The 24,645-nt window shown below is 42.5% G+C and carries 18 protein-coding genes; 7 read left to right on the top strand and 11 right to left on the bottom strand.

Annotated elements, in window-relative coordinates; genetic code table 11:
- Nucleotides 1-109: 109 nt before the first annotated feature.
- The 3 genes from KOLE_RS06750 (at nt 110) to KOLE_RS11590 (ending at nt 2,344) form a co-directional block, all read left to right on the top strand.
- Nucleotides 110-661: a TetR/AcrR family transcriptional regulator gene (locus KOLE_RS06750; RefSeq protein WP_015868691.1), complete on the top strand. Its 552-nt coding sequence runs from the start codon at nt 110-112 to the stop codon at nt 659-661.
- A 181-nt stretch (nt 662-842) separates the two neighbouring features.
- Nucleotides 843-1,832: an AI-2E family transporter gene (locus KOLE_RS06745; RefSeq protein WP_015868690.1), complete on the top strand. Its 990-nt coding sequence runs from the start codon at nt 843-845 to the stop codon at nt 1,830-1,832.
- Nucleotides 1,833-2,188: 356 nt separating this feature from the next.
- Complete coding sequence (locus tag KOLE_RS11590) at nt 2,189-2,344, top strand: hypothetical protein (protein ID WP_015868689.1); 156 nt, start codon at nt 2,189-2,191, stop codon at nt 2,342-2,344.
- A gap of 235 nt (nt 2,345-2,579) precedes the next feature.
- Here KOLE_RS11590 and KOLE_RS11585 read toward each other — a convergent pair whose 3' ends face one another.
- Nucleotides 2,580-2,738: a hypothetical protein gene (locus tag KOLE_RS11585; RefSeq protein WP_158303015.1), complete on the bottom strand. Its 159-nt coding sequence runs from the start codon at nt 2,736-2,738 to the stop codon at nt 2,580-2,582.
- Between the two features lie 345 nt (nt 2,739-3,083).
- Between KOLE_RS11585 and cysE the strand changes: the two genes are divergently transcribed.
- Both cysE and cysK read left to right on the top strand, forming a co-directional pair.
- The gene (gene cysE, locus KOLE_RS06740) at nt 3,084-3,659 is read left to right on the top strand and encodes a serine O-acetyltransferase (protein WP_015868688.1); all 576 of its coding nucleotides are present in this window, start codon (nt 3,084-3,086) and stop codon (nt 3,657-3,659) included.
- The gene (cysK, locus tag KOLE_RS06735; protein WP_015868687.1) at nt 3,646-4,545 is read left to right on the top strand and encodes a cysteine synthase A; all 900 of its coding nucleotides are present in this window, start codon (nt 3,646-3,648) and stop codon (nt 4,543-4,545) included. Before cysE ends, cysK begins: the two co-directional genes overlap by 14 nt.
- Nucleotides 4,546-4,916: 371 nt before the next feature.
- Here the strand turns inward: cysK and KOLE_RS06725 are convergent, their stop codons facing one another.
- The 4 genes from KOLE_RS06725 to KOLE_RS11195 are packed head-to-tail and all read right to left on the bottom strand — an operon-like array spanning nt 4,917 to nt 10,391.
- Nucleotides 4,917-5,981, bottom strand: a complete 1,065-nt coding sequence (locus KOLE_RS06725; protein ID WP_015868686.1) for an ABC transporter permease — start codon at nt 5,979-5,981, stop codon at nt 4,917-4,919.
- Nucleotides 5,974-7,137 (bottom strand): ABC transporter permease, encoded by a 1,164-nt coding sequence (locus KOLE_RS06720; protein WP_015868685.1) that lies wholly within the window; start codon nt 7,135-7,137, stop codon nt 5,974-5,976. Before KOLE_RS06720 ends, KOLE_RS06725 begins: the two co-directional genes overlap by 8 nt.
- Nucleotides 7,138-7,139: 2 nt before the next feature.
- Nucleotides 7,140-8,066, bottom strand: a complete 927-nt coding sequence (locus KOLE_RS06715) for an ABC transporter ATP-binding protein (RefSeq protein WP_015868684.1) — start codon at nt 8,064-8,066, stop codon at nt 7,140-7,142.
- Nucleotides 8,067-8,093: 27 nt separating this feature from the next.
- Nucleotides 8,094-10,391 (bottom strand): diguanylate cyclase domain-containing protein, encoded by a 2,298-nt coding sequence (locus tag KOLE_RS11195; RefSeq protein WP_015868683.1) that lies wholly within the window; start codon nt 10,389-10,391, stop codon nt 8,094-8,096.
- Nucleotides 10,392-11,095: 704 nt separating this feature from the next.
- Here KOLE_RS11195 and KOLE_RS06705 point away from each other — a divergent pair.
- A complete protein-coding gene (locus KOLE_RS06705) occupies nt 11,096-11,350 on the top strand; it encodes a DUF6429 family protein (RefSeq protein ID WP_015868681.1) in 255 nt (84 codons plus the stop codon).
- 102 nt (nt 11,351-11,452) lie between these two features.
- Nucleotides 11,453-12,643: an FprA family A-type flavoprotein gene (locus KOLE_RS06700; RefSeq protein ID WP_015868680.1), complete on the top strand. Its 1,191-nt coding sequence runs from the start codon at nt 11,453-11,455 to the stop codon at nt 12,641-12,643.
- 249 nt (nt 12,644-12,892) lie between these two features.
- Here KOLE_RS06700 and ltrA read toward each other — a convergent pair whose 3' ends face one another.
- The 6 genes from ltrA to KOLE_RS06660 form a co-directional block, all read right to left on the bottom strand.
- Nucleotides 12,893-14,164, bottom strand: a complete 1,272-nt coding sequence (ltrA, locus tag KOLE_RS06695; RefSeq protein WP_015868658.1) for a group II intron reverse transcriptase/maturase — start codon at nt 14,162-14,164, stop codon at nt 12,893-12,895.
- A gap of 1,075 nt (nt 14,165-15,239) precedes the next feature.
- A complete protein-coding gene (locus tag KOLE_RS06685; RefSeq protein ID WP_015868678.1) occupies nt 15,240-19,607 on the bottom strand; it encodes a coiled-coil domain-containing protein in 4,368 nt (1,455 codons plus the stop codon).
- A gap of 1 nt (nt 19,608) precedes the next feature.
- A complete protein-coding gene (locus KOLE_RS06680; protein ID WP_015868677.1) occupies nt 19,609-20,325 on the bottom strand; it encodes a DUF6063 family protein in 717 nt (238 codons plus the stop codon).
- Complete coding sequence (locus KOLE_RS06675) at nt 20,315-21,862, bottom strand: hypothetical protein (RefSeq protein ID WP_015868676.1); 1,548 nt, start codon at nt 21,860-21,862, stop codon at nt 20,315-20,317. Before KOLE_RS06675 ends, KOLE_RS06680 begins: the two co-directional genes overlap by 11 nt.
- Nucleotides 21,855-22,901: a Wadjet anti-phage system protein JetD domain-containing protein gene (locus tag KOLE_RS06670; protein ID WP_015868675.1), complete on the bottom strand. Its 1,047-nt coding sequence runs from the start codon at nt 22,899-22,901 to the stop codon at nt 21,855-21,857. The genes KOLE_RS06675 and KOLE_RS06670 overlap by 8 nt, the downstream gene beginning before the upstream one ends.
- A gap of 1,296 nt (nt 22,902-24,197) precedes the next feature.
- A complete protein-coding gene (locus KOLE_RS06660) occupies nt 24,198-24,644 on the bottom strand; it encodes a type II toxin-antitoxin system VapC family toxin (protein WP_041288696.1) in 447 nt (148 codons plus the stop codon).
- Nucleotide 24,645: the final 1 nt, after the last annotated feature.

Below are 24,645 nucleotides of genomic sequence, written 5' to 3'. Positions count from 1 at the left end.
GTAGCAGCTTTCTTAGCTCTCAGCACGTTGTAACTCTCCCTTCTTCTTTGATATATCATTGGTTATGATATAATCGCAAATGATACAAACGACTGAAAGGAGTGATATTATGCGAGGCCAAAAAACCCGTGAAAAGATCATGGAAGCAGCTATAAAAGTTATATCGAATGAAACAATCGAGGGGTTGAGCACGAGGAAAGTTTCATCAGAAGCGAAGGTAAACCTCGCCGCTATTCATTATCACCATCGATCAAAGGAAGGAATGTTAATCGATCTGTCGAGATATATAATCATCAAATACGTATTTCCAACATTCGAAGATCTCTACAAAAATCCTAGAGAACCCAAAGAATTTGTGATGAACCTCTTTGAGAAAGCGTTTCAGTTATTTGAAAAACGCCCGGATGTTGTTAGAACACTCGTTTATTTATGGTTGCACGGCACAAAGAACAGAAGGATAAAGGATATTCTGGTAACGGGAAAACAGGAATTTATGGAAAAATGTATAGATGTCCTTGAGGAAAATATGTCCACAAAGAGGGCTAAGAAGGTTATTTCGCGCACTTTGAGTATATTAATTGGGATGTTAATGGATGCCCTGATTACCAATGAGAGACCTCCTCAAAAAGAATTGAACGAATTAGCCGGTCGTTTGTCATAATTTTGGAATGAAAAACGAGCCTATTCAAACAGCTTTCCCGGATTCTGGTACTCCCACGATGTTAAGAAAGCGGTTTATAGGGTTGATGAAGCGCACTGAAGAAAGCGAAAAAGTCTAACAAGGTCACAGGTAGAAGCATTATCATATAACTCCTGATATAAATCAGAAAGGATAGAAGACAATGGACAGAAATGCGATATGGATACTTTCCTATGCTGGAATCTATTTTTTGAGTCTTTTTATTTTTCCGAACACATCAAGGGTTCTAAGCATGGCTTTTTTAATAGCTCTTTTGCTAAATTATCCTTCAAGATTTTTCCAAAAGAAGACTTTGAAAAGGCTAACCGTTGTAATGGTAAGCCTTGGATTAGTTGTATTGTTTGCGTACCTGTTTTACACCTTCCCTTCAATGATTTCTATGAGTGTTGATCAGTTTAAGGAAAGTTTCAACAAACTCATCATCGATAACCCGTTGGAATCTATCATGGCAGATTTACCCGATTTTATACAGGGATCTATAAACGATTTCTTTGGGAATTTTGGGAGTTTGATGTCGAATGTGTTGGTCAGTATAGTTACCTATATAAGCACTCACATAGCAAACTGGATAACCTTTGTCGTGCTTCTTATAGTCGCTGCCATTTACATTCTTTCCAGAGGAAAGAATGTTGATAGGATTATCCCAAAGCTGTTTCCGAAGTGTAATACCAAGAAAATAATGGAATTCTGGAAGGGATTCTTAGATGATCTTGAGACATATATTGGTGGACAGTTGATTGTGGCTTTGTGTATCGGCGTGTTTATAGGTATCTCTACAGCGATTTTTGGAATTCAAGGTTCTTATTTTCTCGGTCTGCTTGCTGGTATCACCAACCTTATACCTTTTTTGGGAGTCATAATAACAGCTATTCCAATGATGGTATTTGGTTATACCAGCAGAGGGTTGCTGGGGGTTGGTATTGCTTTGATCATACTTGTAGCGGCAAACCAGATGGAAATGTGGTTCCTATCGCCAAAGATCGTCTCGAATCAATTAAAGTTTAACTGGTTCGTTGTTCTCATAGCGCTTCTTGCATTCAGCGAACTGTTTGGAGCTTTTGGAATTATACTTACCGTACCCACTATTGTTTTCATAAGAAGATTCTGGAATATGTTTGTTTTGAAAGACTAGAAAACCGAGAACCGGTGACCGAGATCTGGGATTAGAAATTAAAAGCGAGGATAGATGTAGGAGACTGGAGTTTAGATAAAGATCGGGTATAGTGTCTGGGATCTAGGATATAGAAAGTTCAAAAACTAACAACTATCAACTGACAACAGAGAAATCGTGTCTAGAGTTTAAAAAAAGAGACGTACAACCCACAACCGACAACGTTTCTAGAGCACTTAGCCGCAACGTAGTTGCGCAAAGCCGTAACGAAGTCACGCATGGCCTGGGCAAAGCCCAGCACTGCCGCTGCTTCGCAGCGCACAGCGGATCTCGAATCTCTATTCTCGAACACCGATTAAAACCCGGGAGGTAAGAACATGGGGATCTACGATAGAGACTGGTATAAGGAAGAACAAAAAAAGCTAGAACTCCCCAGAAAAATTCCTAAAGGGAGTTCTAGATCCTTTATCTTTGGTTTTATAACAGGATTTGCGACAGCTCTTCTTTTGCTGTTTTTAATCGGCGTAATTTAAAAGTATCTTATTAAATATAGGCGTATTTCATAGATAAACCTTCCAAAATAGTCTCCGAAATAATAAGGATAAATCGCTAAAGATCCAGCTCTTGTATGGATAATTTAGCCTCCAGTTTCAGGATATTTACGGTTCTTACCTCCCCAACAGGTCCTTTCCAGTCTTCGAGATCGGTAAAGTCGTCGGATCATCGCTTGGTTCATCCATGTTCAAATAAGGCGTGTTGAGCGTCACTTCACCCTGTGCTGACAGAAAACAAAAGAGGTCCTTTGTAGTACTGTGCAAGAGCTATTTGAGGAAAATTGGCATCCGTGAATGGTGTGAAATTATAGAGCTGCATTGGTAAATTGCTCCAACCTCTACCCATCATGAACGCTGAGAAATCTTGCTTCATATCTATTCTCAAGGTAGCGCTCACATATTGTGAATTAACGCGTATTTCACCGGTACCGAATGCCGGAATGTTGAAGCAACGTATCAGACCATCATTTTTTGGTGAATAATCAGATACGGCATTTTGAAAATTATTCAATCGTTTTAAGTATCAATTTTTTCAACTGCAAAGCAGTTCATAACAACCACGAAGTGGTTCGCAACAACCGCTTGCGGTTCGTTTCACGTTATTCCCCCTGCGAAGCAGGATCATTCCGAGAAATTTAATCGGAATTGCATTAAAAGTTTATAATTAAATTTGTACTTAGCTGGTAAAATTATCACAAACCTCTTTGGAGGTGAGACCATGAAATTATTATATGATTTTCTTGAAATGCTCAGAGCTGTGCGGGCTGATCTCAAAGAGTATTTTCTAAAGGATCCTTCTGCACGTTCTGAAACTCATGTTGCATTTACATCAATCGGGTTCCATGCGTTATTATTCTATAGAATCTCTCATTTCTTCTGGTGTCATAGAATGAAATGGCTTGCGGAGTTTATTCATTACGCGGCGAGGATACTTTTTTCCGTTGATATACATCCGGCCGCAAAGATTGAACCTGGTGTAGTAATTGATCACGGCATTGGAACTGTTATAGGGTCTACCACTTCCATAGGTAGTGGAACTCTGATATATCATGGAGTAACCCTGGGAACTCGCAAATTGGTGGAAGGCAAGAGGCATCCGGACGTAGGAAGAAATGTTGTTATAGGTGCTGGAGCTAAGATTCTTGGGCCACTTGTTATTGGCGACAATGCGAAAATCGGTGCTAATAGCGTTGTTCTGGAACATGTCCAACCCAATACCACTGTGGTTGGTATTCCAGCACGTCCTGTTAGTAAATTTTGTAAATGTGAGGTGCAAGAGGATGAGATTGCGTGAACTTATAGGAAATACCCCTATGATTTTGCTGAAATCCCTTGGAAACGATGATAGGGAGATTCTTTTAAAACTTGAGAAGAACAACCCAGGTGGGAGCATTAAGGATAGAACAGTGCTCGGGATGATTATCGATGCAGAAAAGAGGGGAATCCTTTCTCCAGGAGCTACGATAGTCGAACCTACAAGTGGAAACACCGGGATAGCGATCGCAATGTTGTCGGCCGTTCGAGGATACAGAGCGGTAATGGTAATGCCGGAAAGCATGAGTCAGGAAAGAATCAAGGTTTTAAAGGCCTTTGGTGCTGAGGTTATATTGACACCCGCAGATTTGGGTATGAACGGTTCCAGACAGAAAGCTCTGGAAATAGTTAAAAACGAGCCTTCAGCAGTGATGCTCAATCAGTTCTCAAATCCGGCGAATCCTTTGATTCATGAGTTAACCACCGGACCTGAAATACTTGTGCAGGCTGAATTTGATATTGATGCATTTGTTTGTGGAATAGGTACAGGTGGAACTGTTACCGGTGTTGGCCGTGCTCTGAAGAAAGTGCTTCCAAACGTAAAAATCTACGGTGTCGAACCGGCAGGTTCACCGGTTATAACAGAAAACAGGAGCGGAAAACACAAAATACAGGGAATTGGTGCTGGTTTCATACCCGATATCCTTGATCTCAAATTACTGGACGGTGTCTTAACGGTCACCGATGAAGAAGCTATAGAGATGACAAAATATCTTCAAAGAAAAGAAGGATTGCTGGTTGGTATCTCTTCCGGTGCAAATGTGGCTGCAGCGCTGCGTTTGTCTAAAGAAGGATTCCGTAGAGTGGTAACAATAGCGCCGGATCATCTTGAACGCTACCTTAGCAGCGGCATAATCACCGATTGACGCTTAGATTGCCTTCGGTAATGAAGTGCGGGGCTTCGCCCCGGAGGCTCACGACGTTGTCAGCTGATGAGGCGCCGCTTGCAAGGCCGTCATCCCGAGCTTGACTCAGGATCTCGTACTTAAGAAAATAAGATTCTGGATAAAACATCTCCAGAATGACAGCTTTTTCAACTGCAAAGCAGTTCGTAACAACCACGAAGTGGTTCGCAACAACTCCGCAGGAGTTCGGGTCAATCCCGAAGGGATTCGTGTCCGCCGCGCAGCGGCGCTCTCGGCTCTCGGTTTTTATTTGCTTGCTGTGCCCCTACAATAATTGTTCTTGAATCTGAAGAAAATGGGGACAGTCCACTACGGGACAGTCCCCATTTTCTTCAACGCACCTGCCCCAAAAACTTCTTTCCAGCTAGATACAAAAGGACTATTCCGGCACCGGCGAGCACGAGATTCGTAACGATAAACCACGACATGCTCATGCTTTCCACACCAACAACAAACCTCATGAGGTCAGCGACATATTTGATAGGAAGAACAGCGGAAATATACTGTAAATATTTTGGAAGGAAACTCACGGGGAAATAAACCCCGGCAAGGAAGACCATGAAAACCATCAATACTCCGGCACTTTCAGCGGCTCCAGAGGACTTGAAGATTATCACCAACAAAACACCGAGAGCCATCATCCCGAGGGTAGAACTGATTACCGTAACAATGAAGGCTGGCCAGTACACATCGAACTGCGAATGGAATATAAGATTGTTAGAAAACATTATAATCAGAACAGATAAAAAGCTTATCAAGAATCTCGTCAGCGTGCTGCCTATTACAAAGTTGAAGGGATTTATCGGTGCCACCACAATCCTTTTCAATACCCCCTGCTCCTGATAACGACCAAAAAGATTTATAACCGAAAACATCCCAGAAGACAGCAAAGAGATGGCGATAATTCCTGCCATAAGATAATTTAAGTGGTCTGATTTTACCCTTCCAACACTCACAGGTATCTTGTTCAAAGAAATTACATCTTCAACACCGTTTACCTTCTTCTCCAGCACCGCCTTTATAGCATGCTCTAACATCTTTATCTGACTCGTTTTTGAAATATTTCCCTCAAGATAGCTGAAAATAATCTCATCGTTTTTAACTTCTATAGCGAGGTCCAATCTACGTGCATCCATTGACTCCAAAAGATTTGTTCGAGAATCAAAAAACTCAGCCTCAAACCCAAATTCCGCAAAATTATCAATAGATAAACCTCCGGACTGCTCTATATAAATTCCCACTCTCAAGCGATTAACCTCAGGAGTACCAAAAAAAGTCCCAAAAAGGATAAGAAGAATAAGAGGAAAAAGAATATTGAAAAAAACCTCCATACGATTTCTCAAAGATTCCTTTGTAAATGCGACAAAAAGCGAACGAAGCTGCTTCATATTACTCATATCCCATCACCTTCTTGAAATTCAAAGAGAAAATCACCACAGAGGTTACAAGCCATATCGCCGGCACAATTATCAAAAAGTGATCAGGTATGGGAGCGATCCGATATCCAAGGCTCCTTCTTGTTAACTCAGCCAGATATGTTGTTGGGATCGCGTAAACCAGCCATCTCATTGTCCAGGGGATATTAAACACAGGAAAATAAAGCCCACCAAGGAACATCATTAATTGATTAGCTATCTGCCCAACAACATTGGCCGTTGAAAGCTTTTTAATAAATGAAGCGAACATCAAACCCATCGATAGCAAAACCAAAATAGAATACAGGAACGAAAAGAGAAACGCACAACTAAAAACAGGAATCTCCACTCTGTAAACAAAAAGCGCCACAAACAAAATAGAGATAAAAGAGAGTATTATCACAACAAACAACTTTAGCAAATAAGCAGCGAAATACTCCAGCGGCTTTATAGGAGTAGTGTATAGCTTCTTGTGCACTCCGGAATTTCTAAAAACCATCAATCTGATAGGAGCGCTGAACAAAGAAACAGAAAGGATCATCATCAACACAATTCCCGGGAAGAGATACTCCGCATAATCGAAAGTCTTTTTATCAGGAGAGGAAACAATATTCTCTTTCACTTCAAACGTTCTATAATCTTTTTTTTGCTGTCTGGCAATTTCAAGGTTAACCTGCTCTAGTATTTGCGATAAAACATCGGCGGAAATTTCAGATGCCTGTCTCCCCTCAGCGTAATAAACTTCCAAATTCGGAGGCTCCACCTTACCACGAACGATGAAAGCCCTCGCCAACCCGGCATTAATACCCTTGGGAACAACAAGCAAAGCGTCTATTTTATTCTTCCTGAGCGCTTCTAATCCTGACCCTCTGTCCACAAATTCAATGGCGATGAAAGGACCTCCTTCGGAGGTTATACCTTTCAAAACCTCATCGATTATCTTTCCAAAACCGGACAGATTCTCTTCTTTCACAATCCCGAGTTTAAAACTCACTCCCTCATTCCCCATGTTCCCAAGGGCGGAAACCAGTATAAAATAAAGGATTAGAGGGAAAATCATCATCCAGAAAACTCTCTGAAATTCGCGAATTTCATCGAGGAAAAGCCCTTTGAACAGAGTATAGAATCTTCTCTCCATACTCAATCCCTCAAAGAACGACCTGTAAGTTTCAGGAAAACATCCTCAAGATTTGGTCTTCTTATAATAACATCGTCAATAATAATTCCAGTGTTCTTTGTTTTCTCAAACAATTGAGAAAGGCTTTCCTCGACTTTATTGGTAGTAATCATGCACCGCCCTTCTTCGAGGGCTTCAATATCTGGAAGCAATTTCTTCAGGTTTTCAATAGATATCGTTTCTATACCAGCAAGACTGAACTCTATGATACTCTGCTCACCTATCGAACGAATAAGTTCCTCTACGGTACCTTCCGCTATGACTTTCCCGTGGTCTATAATCAACACCCTGTCAGCAAGATACTCCGCTTCTTCCATGTAGTGCGTGGTTAATATCACTGTTTTTCCGCGTTTCTTCAAATCCTCAACCGTGCTCCAGAGCATTCTTCTAGCCTGTGGATCCATGCCGGTAGTAGGCTCATCTAAATAGACAATTTCAGGATCATTGATCAACGCAACAGCAACAGCCAGACGCTGAAGCTGACCGCCAGAAAGACCTTTAACACGGGCATTCACCTTCTCCTCAAGAGAAAGCAGTCTTATCAATTCTTTCGAAGGAAGCCTTTTGCTGTAGAGGCCGCCAAAAAAATCCAGCGTTTCCTTAACCGTTAAATGCTCCAGAAAAGCAGAACTTTGCAGCTGAACGCCTATTCTTTCCTTAATCGAATCATCTATTCTTTTAACAACCTTTCCAAAATAATATATCTCACCAGCGTCAGGTTTTCTCAACCCCTCGAGGATTTCAACTGTGGTTGTTTTCCCCGCGCCATTAGGACCAAGGATGGCAAGACATTCTCCTCTTTTTACTTCGAACGAAATCCCGTTAACTGCTTTCACTTGTCCATAATACTTGCGTAGGTTTTTAACTCCCAATACTACTTCAGCTGACACAATATCACTCCTTTTTTTCGAATTCCACTACAAAAGAAGTAACTTCGTGAAGAGTTTCACCAAATCAGGATCAAATTCGGAACCTGCGCGTTTTCCCAATTCTAAAATAATCCGCTCATCGGATTGTTTGGGTTCACCATCTTTGCATTTTTCCTTCGCATAAAAGTCGAGTATAGATACTAACCTCGAAAGCAATGGGATTTCATTACCACGCAATTTCTTAGGATAACCCTGTCCATCCCAGCGTTCATGATGATAAAGTATGTACTCAGCTATCGGAGCAATCTCAGGGAAGTTCAAAGCGATCTTGTACCCTACCTCCGGATGCTTTTCGTAATTCAACCCTTTTTCAGAATGATTCTTCAGCGCAACAATCCCTATATCATGGTACTCTACCAGAAGAAGTAATTTATTCATCTCTGCATTATCCAGTCCAACGGCGTAACCGAACCTTTCTGCGATCTCTTTCATCTTCTCCAGGCATTCAACACTGCTAACTGCCCCTTGCCCTTGGGCTATCTTTTCTCTAAAGTATCTCAACAATGCTTTCTTTATCTGAACATCAAGAGCAACCTTTTCCTCATACATCCTCATCTCTGCTTCTCTCAAGACATCCATCATATCTTGAGAAAACTTTTCCTTTGTTGCGATGCCCTGAGATACATTTAACTCAATATCATCGACAATCTTAATCCTACACGTTCGCCTTATTCTTTCGCCCACCTCTTTCACCTCTTCAAAGGGGGTCTTTGGTAAGAGGATAACAAACTCATCCCCTCCCCAACGAGCAATTATGTCTTCCTTTCTACACGAACTTCTCAAAGCTTGGGCAACTTCCTTTATTACCCTATCTCCTTCAAGATGGCCAAAAATATCGTTGGTCAACTTGAGACAATTTATATCTATCATAATCAGGCTTATGGGCAACTGCCTGTGGGAATCAAGTCTCTTCAACTCCTCTTCAAAGAAGGCACGATTGTATAAACCCGTAAGAACATCGTGAAAACTAAGGTACCGCATTTTCTCGTTGTTCTTCACCTTCTCCGTTATATCCCGCGCTACACCGACTATTCCAACCACTTTACCATTGCCATTACGAAGAGCTGAAAGAGAAACACCCAAATAAATTTTGGAACCTTCATCTTTTTTGTTGTCTTTATTGTCATCGTCACGTTTTACGATCCATTCTACCGTTGCACTTCCACTCTCTAAAGCTACCTCTGCGGCCTTTTCTATACTCTCGCCATTGATCTTGTCCAGCACAGCTGACGGTTTTTTCCCTACAAGTTTTTCGGGGTCCAACCCATATTTCTCGAACCATTCGCCGTAGAATTCAACAAACCTCTTGTTAACATCAAGAACAAAAACAACATCGTCCATTGATTGAATTAATTGTCTGAATTTTTCCTCACTCTTCTTCAATTTCTTAGATAACTCTTCCAATTCCATGTTTCTCTCTCTCAATTCACGCGTTTTCAAATCCACGCGCTTCTGGAGCAAAAAAGCAGTTCCAGCAAAAATTGTGATAAATATAGAAGAAACAATAAGAGCAACAACTAACCACTGTGGAATAACAAAAGTGCTTTCGACAACATCTATGTTCAACCACCTGTCTAAAGATTCATAGTAAACTGATTCAGGGTCTTCTTTGAACTCCTTCAGATATTTGTCTATAGTTATTATTAAGTCTCTATGCTTATGCTTTGTAAAAGCAAACTTGAGCACCACAGGTGAAAAAATAATGCCCGTCTCTTTAACCCTGTAATTTGAAGCGTTCAATTGAGCATAAAGCCTGGAAATAACCCCAGCATCAACTTCTCCAAGGTCAAGTAGCGAGAGGACTTCATGATATTCCTCAACAGTCACCAAATCAGCAGAAATGTTGAAATTTTTAAGAAGCTCGTAGAAATGCTGGTAATAAATGTCTCCACTAACCCCTGCGATCATCTTACCTTCAAGATCAATAACAGATTCTGGAGAAAAACCCTTTCTACAGTATATCTGTCCCCAATTAGTAAACACGGCCTCTTTATTAAAATCATAGATCGCTTCCCTTTCGGGAGTATGGGCTATTGCGACAAGTATATCTATATCGCCGTTTCTTAGCTTATCCAGACACTCTATCCAGTTTCCTCGAACAAAACTAAGCTCCCAGTTTTCTTTACGGGCAATCTCCTGAAGGATATCAATATATACCCCTTTAGCAACGCCATTTTCAACAAAAACAAGAGGCTTATTTTCATATATACCCACCTTTATGGTTCTTCCAATGACCGTTACCCCCAGGAGAAAAATCAAAAGAAAAAGAACAATTCTCCGGCTCAAAATAATCCCCCTCTTATTAAGTTTCATACACTATATTAAAGTTATATCATATCACACTGCAAAAAATATGAAACCTCTAACACCTTTTTGAAAAAAGAGGGTATAGGGTAAGCCAGCACTTCGACATCGCAAGTCTCTGTCTTACAAGCGTCCTGTTTTTCACCTTCTCGCTTCTCCGATTCTTGTGTTTTTATCAAGCGACTGCGTCGCTGACATAAAAAACAGGGCACAGCATGCTGTGCTCTTTATTTTGATTGTCATCCTGAACTCGATTCAGGATCTCGTCATTGCTCTCTAAAAGATACTTAGCCGCAACGAAGTTGCGCATAGCCGTGACGAAGTCACGCATAGCCTGAGCTTTAGCTCAGCATAGCCGCTACGAAGCAGCGCATAGCCTCGCAAGCGTCTTGTTTTTTCTCGCCCTCTCGGATTCTCGTGTTTTTTTGTCGCAAGCGTCATGTTTTTTCTCGGACTCTCGGACTCTCGGATTCTCGGATCTCGGATTCTCAGCTTTTCATCAGCGTCCGCAAGCCTCAACCTCGTGAGCGTCAACGTCGTGAGCCTCCTGAGCGCAGCTCAGCTTCACAGCGCAGCTAGGCTCACCCCCGGCGCAGCCGGGCTTATCCACCGCGTAGCGGCTTCGACGTTAGCCAATCGCAACTTTGTTTTATAATTGATGTGAGCACATAAAGGAGGTGTGCAAATTGGAAAGGGAAGAGATTATCGAGAAACTGACGATAATGCTTCTGTACTTAACCTCGTGGCGGGAATTAACTTCCCGGGGACCGTCTCCACTTAGAGCCTGGAAAGGGTATAATTTTGATGTTCTGAATGATTTGACAGAAAAGGGTTATATTTCCGGTTCAAGAAGAGCAAAATCTGTGTATATTGAGGATAAGTGTATTGAAGAAGCGAAGGAGCTTCTTAAAGAATATTTTGATTTTGAAGAGGAAACCTAGGAATTGCATTCATAGAAAATGTTAGTTCGGGATTCGGATTTCTGAAAGGTACCCACAACATAAGTTTTGGTTCTTATAAATGAAAAGGCGAGGTGTAAAAGTATGGATCAGGGTATACCGGTAACAAAAGATGTTTTCTGGATAGGGGTTAATGATTTTGAGACACATCTCTTTGAATCTTTATGGCCGCTTCCTATGGGGGTATCATACAATGCTTACATGATATTAGATGAAAAGGTAGCACTCATTGATACTGTAAAAGGCAGTTTCTTTGCCACTTTCCTTGACAAAGTTAAAGCCCTTTTACCCGATGGTAAACCTGTGGACTATCTCATAATAAACCACATGGAACCTGATCATTCTGGAGCAATAAAAGTACTTGTAGAGGCTTTCCCGGAAATCAAGATAGTGGGTAACAAGAAGACCAGGGATTTCCTTGAAGGGTTTTATGGAATCAGCGACAATTTTATGGTGATCAACGATGGTGATGTATTGGACCTCGGAAAACACAAATTGAAGTTCTATCTCACACCCATGGTCCATTGGCCTGAAACAATGATGACTTACGATTTAACAGATGGTATCCTCTTCTCTGGAGACGCTTTTGGTGGTTTCGGTGCTCTGAACGGCGGTATTTTTGATGATGTAGTCGATATAGAATTCTACGAGGACGAGGTTCTCAGATATTTTTCCAACATCGTTGGAAGATACAGCCCCATGGTTCAACGAGCGTTCAAAAAGTTAGAGAACGTGGATATCAAAATCATCGCCGCCACACACGGCCCTGTATGGAGGGACAATCCAAAACAGATTATTGAGCTTTACGATAAATGGAGCCGTTATGAAGCTGAAAAAGGGGTAGTTCTTGTTTACGGCTCGATGTACGGCAATACCCAGAAGATGATGGAAGCGGTTGCGCAGGGTCTTGTTGAAGAAGGTGTAGAAAAAATAAGAATACACAACATATCCGTCACTCACTTATCTTTCATAATAAGAGATATATGGCGGTTCAAAGGGGTTATCCTTGGTAGCTGTACCTATAACATGGAACTATTCCCACCAATGAAAAACCTCCTGACCGCTTTAGAAAATAGAATGCTGAAAAACAGGCACATAGGTGTCTTCGGTTCTTACAGCTGGAGCGGTGGAGCTCTGAAAGAACTACACGATTTCGCACAAAAAATGAAGTGGGAACTCGTAGAACCTGTAATAGAAGCTAAACACGCTCCAAAAAAGGAAGAACTTGAACAATGTAAATTACTCGGCAAAAATATGGCAAAAGCAATTGCCTAAGGCAATGATACTGTTTTTTATCGTAGGGGCAGAACATGTTCTGCCCTTTGTATTACAAGTATTTTCTTCTGATTTTGTCGATTCAGGAACTATCGTTCTTAATTTTTCGGATTCTCGCCCTCTCGGACTCTCGTGTTTTTTTATCGCAAGCGTCTATTATTCCCCCACTCCGAAGGAGTGATCGAGTAGGAGAGGGGCATTGCCCCCCGTCCTCTCACAGAACCGTGCGTACGGGCCAACGTACACGGCTCATGGATTGAGTATCGGATTCTCCGACAGTGGTACATGCGAAAGCTTCATATCATACAGCCCTATCTTCTGGAAATACTTGTTCGGCAGTAGCCTACTGACCAACCGGGATTGAGAGCTTCTCCATTTGTTCATCCTTATTCCAGATATTTCGCCTCTGTATCCTTTTTGTCTCATCACCCTGCATAGTTTCTTTGTCGTCTTCCATTGTCGCAGGATTATGGCTCTCAATCTCCTTCTTATCCAACCCATGAGGCCTTTGAATACTCCCACCCAATCGATTATTTTGTAGTAATTGCTGAAGCCTCTCAGCAATTGGTTTAGCCGTTTTATTATCTCTCCAATCGGTGTACATTGGTTTCTCCGGGTGAGTGTTTTTACTTTCGCTTTGAACCTTTTTATTTTCTTTTCCTGGATTCGTATTTTGCCTTTTTGTATGGTAAATCCAAGGAATTCGATTCCATCATCTATCGTGGTTATTCTCGTCTTTTCTTTGTTGACCTTCAATTTCAGCTCTTTTTCCAGTATCCGGATAGCTATTTTTAGGTATTTTTCCGCGCTTTTGTAGCTCTTTGCGAAGATTAGTATGTCGTCTGCATATCTCACTATCCTTATTCCTCTGGCCATCATTTTCTGGTCAAATTTGTTCAGATAGATGTTGGCTAACAAGGGGCTTATTACTCCGCCCTGTGGACTTCCCATCTCACTGGGTTGGTATTGGTCCGTTATGACTCCACTTTTGAGGAAACTTCTTATTAATCTCAATATTTTGCCATCGCTTATTCTTTCCGCTACTGCGTCTATTATCTTTTCGTGGTCTAAGGTGTCAAAGCATTGGCTAAGGTCTAACTGGACCACGTATTTCATTTTGTATTTGCACGCGAAAGCATAGGCTTTTTCTACTGCTTGGTGTGGATTCCTTCCTTTCCTGTATCCATAACTTGAAGGATGAAATCCTTCCTCAAAGATTGGTTCCATTATTTCTTTCAGCGATTGTTGTACTATCCGATCCTCTACCGTTGGTATCCCGAGCATACGTGTCTTCCCATTTCCTTTCGGGATTTCCACCCTTTTTACCGGTGAAGGCCGGTATTCTCCTTTACGCAACTTTTCGCTGAGTTTCTTGATCCTTTCCAGAAGGTTTTCTCCATACTCCTGAACCGTTACTCCATCTATCCCGGGTGCTCCGTTGTTTCTTCGCACCTTGTGATATGCTTTGGCCAGGTTCGATTCCAGATAAACTTTGTCAATAAGACTGTAGTACTTCCTCATGTTACCTCCTGTATGGCCTTCCAGATAAGTCGCATATAACAGAATCGGTTTCTTCTTCCATCCAAAGATTGGATTCTTTACCCTCCCGGGAATCTTCCTATCTTTGCAATGGTTACTTACCTGCCCCGGTTATTTTCAACCGTCGTTAGCATTTCAGCCTCCGTTACGGGCTCCTGTTATACTCACTTCCCTTTGTGCCATTTTCTCAACCCTTCCCCCCTTCGCAAGTAACAGGCCCTTTCGGTTCCTGTTACCCCCATCGCTCAAGGCGATGGTCCCTTCTCCTTTCAGAGAGGTTCTACACTACTACGGGTTCGTCTGCCATCCTCCTCCGCTTTACCGGTCCTTGGGTTTCCCCTTGTTCCGGCTTACCCATTTCTGGGACGAGTGAGGACTTCCCCGGGTAAGACATACAGCTTTCATCCGAATCCTGCCATCCCAACCTGTAGAGTTGGAGCTTGGGCTTCCCCATGTAAGGCAAGGTTACCCTCTCTACCGGCCAACACTGGTTCACTTTCGTTCAGTTCCGGATTTTGCCTTAGGCTTCCTTCAGATTCACCGTTACCAGTGACACCCTTGCCCTCAGCTAATGCTTATTTCACTCCCCACATTCGGGACTTTCACCCTATAGTTGTATGTCATGCCGGGCACACCTCACCAGCCGCGCAGCGGCTTTCTCGGTTCTCGGACTCTCGGTTCTCGAATCTCGGATCTCAGCTTTTCATCAGCGTCCGCAAGCCTCAGTCTTCGAGCGTCGCTCCACCAACTGACAGCGTTTGCAAGCCTCCTGGACGCAGTCCAGCACTCTCGGATTCTCGTTTTTTACGTACAACCTACAACCCACAACGTTTTTTATCAACCACGTAGTGGTTCGAGGCAACTCCGCAGGAGTTCGTAACACCGGCGCAGCCGGTCGTAACAATCCCGAAGGGATTCGTATCTGCCGCACAGCGGCCCTCTCGGATTCTCGGATTTCATCAGCGTCTGCAAGCCTCAACCTCGTGAGCGCCGCTCCACCAGCTGACAGCCTCGCAAGCGTCGTGGACGCAGTCCAGCACTTCCGCTCCAAAGGTGCTCACCACAAACTCTCCTGCCTTTCAGAACGGAGCTCTTCTTCAAGAGGAGCTATATCATAATATCCCTTCTCCAGATTTGAAGACACATAATCTCTGTTTAAATAACTTCTTAGTTTCAAGCTATAAACCACCGGAAAATAATTATAAATCGTTTGTTTAGTGTGATCAGTAAGCGCGATGAGCTGAACCCTATTTCTTTCCAGAATCTGAAAGACATATTCAAGTATGTGGGCTGACGATGCCTTTCCAAATAGATTATCAGCTATCAGCACCTTCCATGGCTTACTCAGATTACTCTTTTTCTTTCTAATATGACTTATCACAGCGATGAACATAGCAGCATAGGCAGCATATTTCTCTCCACCAGACCATTTCTGTATCGAATCCCAGGGCTGCAACGTCGAATGCTCCGCTCTGGCTTCGGGTTTCAACACCCTTACCTTGCATCTACGCAAATCCGTAATAACATTCAAAAGATTCTTCGAAGAGAGTCTGTTCTTTATATAATCAAGTTGCTGGGTTTTCTCATCGGGAATAGTCTTCAATTCTTCTATACAACGATTTATATAAATTTCCATCTTCGCACTCATATCCGGCAAATCCCAGTTGTCCAGCTTTATCTGTACAGCTTTCCAATGTTTCCCGGCATAATCTATATACGACGACGAATCAATAGCCTCTATCTCCTCTGCAAGTCTCCTTGTCTGCCTCACACAACTTTCCACAAACAGCTTCTTATCTTTGTCTTTTTGAACAAGCTCAGCATGAATCTGCTTCTCATATTTCGAAATTTGTCCGAATAAATACTCAAAAGCTTCTTTTACCTCAGAATAGGAAAGCTGAAAATAATCTTCATACGTCATCTTGCTCAGCAACCCGGCAACAATATCACTGTTTGCCTCTCCTGACACGGCCATATAATTCCCAACAGCTTTCCGAACCTTCTCCTTTGATTCTTCCAGACGCAAAAAAGCCTTTCCAACAGAATCAATCACCGCATCAACCTCGTCGCTGATCTTTTCTTTGACCTCTTTCAAACTACGATCTGTAATTCCTCCATCCACCCTGTCAACTTTATAATGCATCATACTATTGCTTACTTTCAAAATGAGCTCTCCCAGCAATTTTTCAAAACCTTCCGATTCACTTCTTATATCCATCCACCGTTTCTTATCCGTATCAAGCCTTATTAAATCCTCATTCGACCTTTTCTCCTGTTCATCAGGTTCTTCCAGTAATGTCGGTTCCTTAGAATACTCAGAAACGATACGTTTTTTCATGTTTTCAATATTCTTCTCTTTTTCCCTCAATTCCCCACGAATCCCGGAAGCTTTTTCCCTTAATCCGACATACTCATTCTCCAATTCATCGAGTTTCTTTTCTAGAGCTTCTATCTGAATATCCGAAACCCTCATAGTGAATTCTTCAAACTCTGTCTCCGAAAATCCGAATTTTGACAGTTTCCTTTCCACAGACTCTATCCTCTTGATATTCTCCCTTATTTGTTCTTCATAGTGCTTTATAGTTGCACTATGGCTTCCCAGTTCCGATTCCAACCTTCTGTATGAGTCTATAGCCTCCGTTAAAGACAGCGAAACAGGATTACGTCCCTTTCCCTTTTCTCTGTAAAACTCCCTTTCTTTCCGACGATCAGACAAATCTTTATCCAGAATAGCCTTAAGCGCGTGAATCTTCTTAAGTTCTTCATCGCATCTTGAGATGGCGTCATCGTTGTCCTTCAATTCTTTACCTATCGCATTTTCAATTTCTTTGAGCCTTCGCAATTCCTTATCTGCTTCATAAGCCTGTTTGTTGAGTTCAATTAACCTTTCGAACTTAATGATGAGTTCCTCGACATCTGCCTTCCTCGAATTCAATTTTTTCCACCTGTCAGCAAGTTCGGACAAACGCTCTTCTGCTGAAATCGCAGCTCGTTTCAACTCATGTTCCCTATCTTCAAGAGCCTCAAGTTCAGTCTTCAAAACCTCCAATTCAGGCAACCTTAAACTCTCCAGATCCTCCGCATAATCAGCAAAAAAAGCGTACACAATCTCCCTGGTACCTCTCAGATTCTCCATTGAATTCTCTATCCTGCTAAGTACTTCCTTGACCCTTTCAATTTTGCTTTCAAGTTCAGCAGCAACAAAATCCAGAGATGCCCGGGAAGAAGCATACTCATGAGCCTTTTGCCAGAAGATATACTGCCCTTCAAATATCTCCAAAAACTGTTTGTCATCATTTGTGTCTAGCGAACCCTTCGGCAAAAGGATAATAGGAACCGGATAAGAACCGGCAAACTCCTCAACATCAATCGAAAGCTTCGCCAGCCTGCTCAATTCCTCCTTGATTACGACCAAAGAAAAAGGCAAAAGAGGAAATCTTTTCAGATACTGAACCCTTTTCTCATCCGAAAACCCCTGTAATTTCAACCATTCAGGACCCGTTCGACAGGAAACCCCGGAATCCTCCAGATACTTCTTGAGTTTTATAACCTCTTCAGATGGCACATAAAAATCGTATCTCTCAATCAATTGAAGTTGATTCCTGAGGTCTTGAAGACTTGACTTATTGACGAAGCCCTCCTCTTCCAGCTCTTTCTGGAGCTTCTCAAGTTTAAGTTCTATCAGAGACTTCTCCTTAAAAAGATCAACATAGCTGATTTCATGCCTTCTTAGCACATCTCTAACCTGCTGCCTTTTTTTCCTGTATCCCTGTATCTCCTTGTCGATAGCTCCAATCCTCGCTAACAACTCGGGTTTTCTGATCTTTAACTCATCCATCTCCTCGAGAATCTTTGTTCTTTCCCTTTCAAGGTTGTCTCTTTGAACCTCAAGACTTTTTAGATCCTCAACCAGTCTGCTAAACTCAGAACGCGACTCTTCCAGCCCAACATCTGGCAACAATTGCCAGCGTTCATTTTTGTGAATCTCAAACAAAGAAGTGGAAAACTTATCCCTTTCCTCAATCTTCAATTGCTGCCTTGTCTTTTCCACCGCAATACCACTTTTTTGCCTGTTAAGCTCCCGATTCCTTTCCTGAAGACTTTCCTTTTTTTTCTCTTTCTCAATCCTTTCCTGTTCGACTTCTCTGAGCCTCCGCTCCAATTTCTCTATCTCTTCACCCAACCTTTGATAAACAGTTGCCGCGTAAATCATCAGCTTTTCTAGTTTCTCTTCCTTTCCGAGATACATATTACCGATACTTTCATTCAAAGCTCTATTTTTCGATTCCAGATCCTTCTTTTCAAACCAAAGATTCACAGCTTTAGAAAGATCCAATTCCCCTTTGGTTTTTTGAATCACTTCATAGAGTTCCTCTTTTTTAGAACTGATCTCAAAAAGCTCCTGTCGTTTCTCCTCAACAGCGGCATACTCTCTGGAATACTTCACCGACTCAAGGAGATATCTGTTCTTCGTTTCCTCCCTCTCTATACTCCTCAATTCCTCATCAATCTCCTTGAGCTCTTCAACAACACAGTTATGCCAGTGTTCAAGAGAGTTAGAATACATTGCCAGATTAACCTTCCGCTCCTCAAACTCCCTGCTAGCATCTTCACGCTCTCTGAAAGCTTCAAGAAGTACCTGTCCCTTTTCCCTTACAAGGGCCAAATCCTTTAGATTTCTCTCCAGTTCCGGGATATTCAAAAGCTTATTCTTCAGATTGTTGAAAGCCTCCACCAGATTTTCTTTTTGTTCCCTTGGATCATCGTAAAACAACTCCTCGGCTACCGGAATCAAAAGATTATCCAGAAGCTGATCCGTACTTTGAAGACTATTGAAAAAATCATCTATTCCACCTTCATTGTTATTGGTCTCCTTAATACGTCTCCACTCTTTCTCGAAGAGATTATAAGTACTCAATTCCCGAAGATAATCGCTTCTCTTTGAATCACTGTAAAACACCTTGAAATAACTTCCCTTCAAATTCTTCAACAGCCTCAACAGTTCGTCATAGCTGAGGGGACGTTTATCGTTTACATAGGGGAAGTGTTTTATATCATATGGATTAGCTTCCTTATAATGACTCGTGTACATAAAATATCTCAACCTTCCCGACTCATCATTCCCCCTGGTGAAACAAAAACCCGTAAGCAAAAAATCAGCCTCAGCCGAATCCAGACGCCATTCAACGGCTATATGCCCTGTAAAATTCCTGTTCTGAAGCAGATCCGAAAGGCGCCTCTTATTCAGCCTCTCATTGGGAAGGACTGTCTGAAGCATAAGCTGGACGAGAAGAGTCTTTCCTCCTCCATTCGCCAGATTAAACAGAGTGTTCTTGCCCCCAAAATTAAAAAGCTCATCCGCGAAAACCTTCTTCCCGGCATCATACTGTATATTAACCAGTCTCATTCTCCATATTCTCGGCATCTCAAAGCCTCCCGCTGATCAACTTCAAAAGCTTTTCCTTCGTTTCCTTACCTGCGTAAAAATTCCTGACTATAAGCTCCGTTTTCCGGGTGATATATATCTCCCTTTCCTGAACCAGATTCACCAATCCCTGAGACTGAAGAAAACTACAAACCCTCAAAATAAAACTATATCGATTCGTCTTGCTCGCCTTCATCCGTTCCAGTTCCCTGTATTCCTCCATAGATTTCCAGTGTTCATAAGCTGCCCTGAGATTGAACCCCGAATCAACTTCCAATTCATCCATATGAGGTTCTATACTTTCAAAAGAAGCCGAAACAACCCTTTCAAGATCCTTCACCAGAATATATTCCCTGAGGACTTCATCCAGAAAATCGGCACCAAAAAATTCCGAAAGCAAACACAAAATCACAAAATAGGCACAGTATAGCTCTGTATTGTTGTCCAGCCGCATCAATTCCCTCAACTGCTCGTTATTGTAACTAAGATAATCACTATCCGGTTCCGGGACAAGATAAAGCACATCTTCGGATTCCAGCACCTTCGCCTCTGCCATCGGTTCAAATACACTAACAAAAATATCTCTCACCTTCGGATTACTGCTGTACTTTTCAAAAAGGTCCATAAAATCCCGTCTTCTCAACTCTCCCTTTTTCTGCAGCAAAAGATAAATCCTGAAGGCCGCTTCAACCTCTTCCCTGGTATAACTATCGTACATTCAATTCATCCTCCTCAATAACATGAAAACGATAATTGGTAACCACACAACCGTTCTCAAAACTCAACTCTTCACAGGTTGCTTGAACCTCAAGGAACCTCTTCTCTCTGTCCAATTTTTGATTCTCAAGATATTCCAGAAGCAGAAAAGGAAGATTATCTTCAGAATCGAAAACCTTATCCCTGATTTCAGAATCAACCCTCAGCTCCACAGGCGAGAGTTGGTGCAAACCAACAAGAAAACTGTAAAACTCAGCTCTGTTACTAAACTCTTCCCTCTTCTGCTGAGAAAGACCTTCCAAAACCTCTTTAAGAGTATAATTGTTCCTGGACTTCAAAGGCTCAAAAACAACCTCAATATACTCTCTGAATCTCCTGTCTCTCTCTCTTTTCCTTTTCAACTCCCTTTCCAGCTCCATTGCAAAACTCTGATCCACGGGCAATTCTTCCTCGCTGAAACCTTCCCTTTTCTGCTGAAGCCTCTGCGGGATAAAAATCCTCATAGGATTGAAGCCCAAGAACCTGGCCGGAGTCAGTAAAGGCTGCAAAAGCCTTCTCAGATCATCACCCCGGGTTTCCGAAGCAATTACCTTCTCAAGTATCTCTTTTCTGAAATCAATCTTCGATTGTATAAAATTCTGGATACTCTCTGCCAGGGCTTTCCTGAACTGTTCATCTGTCCGAAGCTTGATCCCAAACAGCTTGCTATGCTCATTTATCACAATATCCAGCATATTTGAAATCTCAATGAGTTGGTCAAGATTCTTCTCCTCAATCTCTTCCAACCTCTCATACAAATAAGCTTCCTTCTTTTCTTTGACCAGTTCAGAAAGAGACTGGAATACCTCCTGTTCCCTTTCCAACTGGTTATATATCTCCTTCACCTGTTTCTGATACTCCTCTGTAAAAACCCCACCAATATTCATGACCATCCTTCGCCTGAATTTCTCCATCTCGTCCATACGGCTTCTGACCTGGGTAAACAGCTCCCTGACAGTCTCCAGAGCTTTATCAAAAACACCTCGTTCAATCTGCTGCCTGAAATACAATTGGGAAATACTTATCCGTAACTCCTTATAAATCTCTTTCGTTTTAAAGATGAGATCAAGTCCCTCATCTGTGAGCTTAAAATAAATATCCCTGTCACCATGGGGGCCGTGGTCGTAATCAGCTAAACCAATAAGATGGAACCTGTATTTCTTCGGTTTCCCATCCTCCAGATCCAGATATTCAAAGCACCATGGAGAACCACTATTCCTGAGATGATCCATAAGAAACCTCGCCAGTTCCAGGCTTTCTTCTTCAGATAAAATCTTGCGATAATTAATCGAAACCTGTTCCCGGAGAAAGGCCGAAAGCTCGGGATAACCACAACGCTCCCGGTTATACAGCATACTTTCCATAATAAAGAGGAGGATAGAAAAACCAAGAGAAAAAAGATCAAAGTCCTCATACTTTCGAAGATTCTTCAGCTCCAGCAAAGGCTGAAAAATAGCAACACCCTTAACTCTGTCAGAAAACCCGGATAACTCACCCATTTCCTGTCACCTTATCAAAAAATTGAAAGTTCAACCCCTCCTGGGGTAAATACCTTTCCGAATCAAACAATTCCATTATCCTTTCAGAAACCTCCCGGGGAAAATTCTCAAGAAACCTCGAAAACCTCTCAGCACTTACCCTCTGCTTCCTTCTCAACTTTGGAGCTCTGGAAAAATTCACAGTGAGGAGTTCCTCATACAGCTCAACGAAAGGACAAATATCATAATCAGAAAACCTCTCTCTGAAACTCTCGAAGATACCTATCCCTTCAGGGTCAAGATCTCCAAAATAAAACACCCTGCAACTATCAGGAGTCAAACCAATCTCAAGAGCAAATTCAAAACTCTTGATAATCTTCTTCCCCTCACCATAAACAAGATGAGAAAAAACCTTACCTAGCAACCTCCATCCGTTGCTAAAAAAACAGCGCTTTATCGTATAAAAAGTATCCTTGTTCTCAATAACAAGTACATTAAACAAACTTCCAGAATAAGCAGAATCACTTGAGAAGAAAAAAGGTTCAGGGGTACGGTAAACATTCAAAAAATCCTCAGAAATCGAAGCATTCTGCAAAAACGCATGACCATCTGCGCTGGAAAGAAACTTCTCATCTCCGAAAATCTCGAAAGAACGTTCATTTATAGAAGAAGGAACTCTTAAACTCTCTCTATCAGAAGCCTTTAAAAACCTATCCAGCAGCTCAAGAAAACCTTTATCCCTATTCAGCAAATCGGGACTCTTCCGATACCTGGAAGTATCTATGGCAGGATCCAGAGAATCAAGAAACTCCCTATCTTCTGCAGATAGCCCAGGTTTCCTCTTACGATACTTATTGTACAGTGGAGGATTTCTGCCGTTGAAACCAGAATTCCTGACAGGGGAAAGAACTCCGAGAAAAACCAACTCAGAAATCGCTTCATAAAAAGAAAAATAATCAAAATTGTCTCTGGAACGCAAAAACTCTTCCAGCTCAAAACTTTCTACAAAAACCCCACCAAATTCATCCAGAAATCCCATTAAAATCTTCTTCACATTCATGAAAAAATTATATCACCGCCAACCCAAAATCTTCACTTCAGACTCTCATTCCAATCTCCTCCACCCACTCCCGCTCTTTTGCTCTTCCCGCCGCAGGCGCATATCACCGACGTAGCCGGTCGCTCCAACTGCGCAGCAATTCGGGTCAACTCCGAAGGAATTATCGAGTAGGAGGGGGGAATCCCCCCGTCCTCTCACAGAACCGTGCGTACGGGCCAACGTACACGGCTCATGGATTGAGTATCGAATTCTCCGACGGTGGTTAAGTGCCATCATACTACCTCCGCATGGCCTTCAGAATAAGTCGCATATAACAGGATCGGTTTCTTCTTCCACACAAGCATCGGTTTTCTACCCCTTTCGAGGAATATTCCCAACCCTATAATGGATTACTTGCCTGCCCCAGCCATTTCAGACCACCGTCGGCATTTCAGCCTCCGTTACGGGCTCCTGTTATATTCGCTTCCCTTTGTGCCATTTCCTCAACCCTTCCCCCCTTCGCAAGTAACAGACCCTTTCGGTTCCTGTTACCCCCATCGCTCAAGGCGATAGTCCCTTCTCCTTTCAGAGAGGTTCAACACTACTACGGGTTCATCTGCCATCCTCCTCCGCTTCACCGGTCCTTGGGTCTCCCCTTGTTCCGGCTTACCCATCTTGGGACGAGTGAGGACTTCCCCGGGTAAGACATACAGCTTTCATCCGAAGCCTGCCATCCAAACCTGTAGAGTTGGAGCTCGGGCTTACCCATTCACGGCAAGGTTACCCACTCTACCGGCCAACACTGGTTCACTTTCGTTCAGTTCCGGATTTTGCCTTAGGCTTCCTTCAGATTCACCGTTACCAGTGACACCCTTGCCCTCAGCTAATGCTTATTCCGCTCCCCGCATTCGGGACTTTCACCCTATAGTTGTATGTCATGCCGGGCACACCGTGACAACTCTGAAAGAGTTCGGATCAATCCCGAAGGGATTCGTGTCTGCCGCACAGCGGCCCTCTCGGTTCTCGGACTCTCGGATTCTCGTGTTTTTTTATCGCAAGCGTCTTGTTTTTTCTCGGACTCTCGGACTCTCGGATTCTCGGATTTCATCAGCGTCCGCAAGCCTCAACCTCGTGAGCGTCAACGTCGTGAGCCTCCTGAGCGCAGCTCAGCTCTTCCGCCGCGCAGCGGCTATCTCGGTTCTCGGATTCTCGGACTCTCGGATTCTCGGCTTTTATTCAGCGTCTGCAAGTCTCTGTCTTCGAACGTCGCTCCATCAGCGCACAGTTTCGCAAATCTCCTGGACGAAGTCCAGCATTTCAAGCATTTTTATCAAGAAGATCATCAAGCAAAACTATCTGTATCTCTGAATCTGAGATCCCATTGAAATGTTTGTCATTTGTGATAAACAACTCGCACTTATATACTTTGGCTGTCGCAAAATGGAGAGCATCAGGAAGTTTCAAACCATTCTTAGCTCTAATTTTGGCGGCCAAAACTGCTATTTCTTTTTCCACAGGGATCAAAGAAAGGTTTTCACAGCCTGTAAGAATACTAATATACTCATTGATAAGATACTGTTCTCCTTTAACAAATGGTCTCACCAGCACTTCAGCGAGAGTTAAGACTGACGAAAAAGCCTTTATAGATCCTATGTCAATCTTTTTGAAAAGGGAGGTAAGAAACTCGAGGTATTTTTCATTCTCTTCTATGAAATAAATAAAAGGGGAAGTATCAATACCTATTCTTGTTACTTTTTCAAACACA

It is taken from the genome of Kosmotoga olearia TBF 19.5.1, assembly GCF_000023325.1.
GTDB lineage: Bacteria > Thermotogota > Thermotogae > Petrotogales > Kosmotogaceae > Kosmotoga > Kosmotoga olearia.
Note: the sequence above shows the minus strand (reverse complement) of the source record. Positions and strands in the feature narration are given on the sequence as shown.

What these genes read in the sequence shown, in the direction of transcription:
- KOLE_RS06675 (WP_015868676.1), bottom strand. Translation starts at nt 21,862, where the DNA reads ATGGGTGAGTTATCCGGGTTTTCTGACAGAGTTAAGGGTGTTGCTATT.
- KOLE_RS06670 (WP_015868675.1), bottom strand. Translation starts at nt 22,901, where the DNA reads ATGAATGTGAAGAAGATTTTAATGGGATTTCTGGATGAATTTGGTGGG.
- KOLE_RS06700 (WP_015868680.1), top strand. Translation starts at nt 11,453, where the DNA reads ATGGATCAGGGTATACCGGTAACAAAAGATGTTTTCTGGATAGGGGTT.
- KOLE_RS06745 (WP_015868690.1), top strand. Translation starts at nt 843, where the DNA reads ATGGACAGAAATGCGATATGGATACTTTCCTATGCTGGAATCTATTTT.
- KOLE_RS06685 (WP_015868678.1), bottom strand. Translation starts at nt 19,607, where the DNA reads ATGCCGAGAATATGGAGAATGAGACTGGTTAATATACAGTATGATGCC.
- KOLE_RS06720 (WP_015868685.1), bottom strand. Translation starts at nt 7,137, where the DNA reads ATGGAGAGAAGATTCTATACTCTGTTCAAAGGGCTTTTCCTCGATGAA.
- KOLE_RS06725 (WP_015868686.1), bottom strand. Translation starts at nt 5,981, where the DNA reads ATGAGTAATATGAAGCAGCTTCGTTCGCTTTTTGTCGCATTTACAAAG.
- cysE (WP_015868688.1), top strand. Translation starts at nt 3,084, where the DNA reads ATGAAATTATTATATGATTTTCTTGAAATGCTCAGAGCTGTGCGGGCT.
- KOLE_RS06680 (WP_015868677.1), bottom strand. Translation starts at nt 20,325, where the DNA reads ATGTACGATAGTTATACCAGGGAAGAGGTTGAAGCGGCCTTCAGGATT.
- KOLE_RS06750 (WP_015868691.1), top strand. Translation starts at nt 110, where the DNA reads ATGCGAGGCCAAAAAACCCGTGAAAAGATCATGGAAGCAGCTATAAAA.
- ltrA (WP_015868658.1), bottom strand. Translation starts at nt 14,164, where the DNA reads ATGAGGAAGTACTACAGTCTTATTGACAAAGTTTATCTGGAATCGAAC.
- KOLE_RS11590 (WP_015868689.1), top strand. Translation starts at nt 2,189, where the DNA reads ATGGGGATCTACGATAGAGACTGGTATAAGGAAGAACAAAAAAAGCTA.
- KOLE_RS11585 (WP_158303015.1), bottom strand. Translation starts at nt 2,738, where the DNA reads ATGAAGCAAGATTTCTCAGCGTTCATGATGGGTAGAGGTTGGAGCAAT.
- cysK (WP_015868687.1), top strand. Translation starts at nt 3,646, where the DNA reads ATGAGATTGCGTGAACTTATAGGAAATACCCCTATGATTTTGCTGAAA.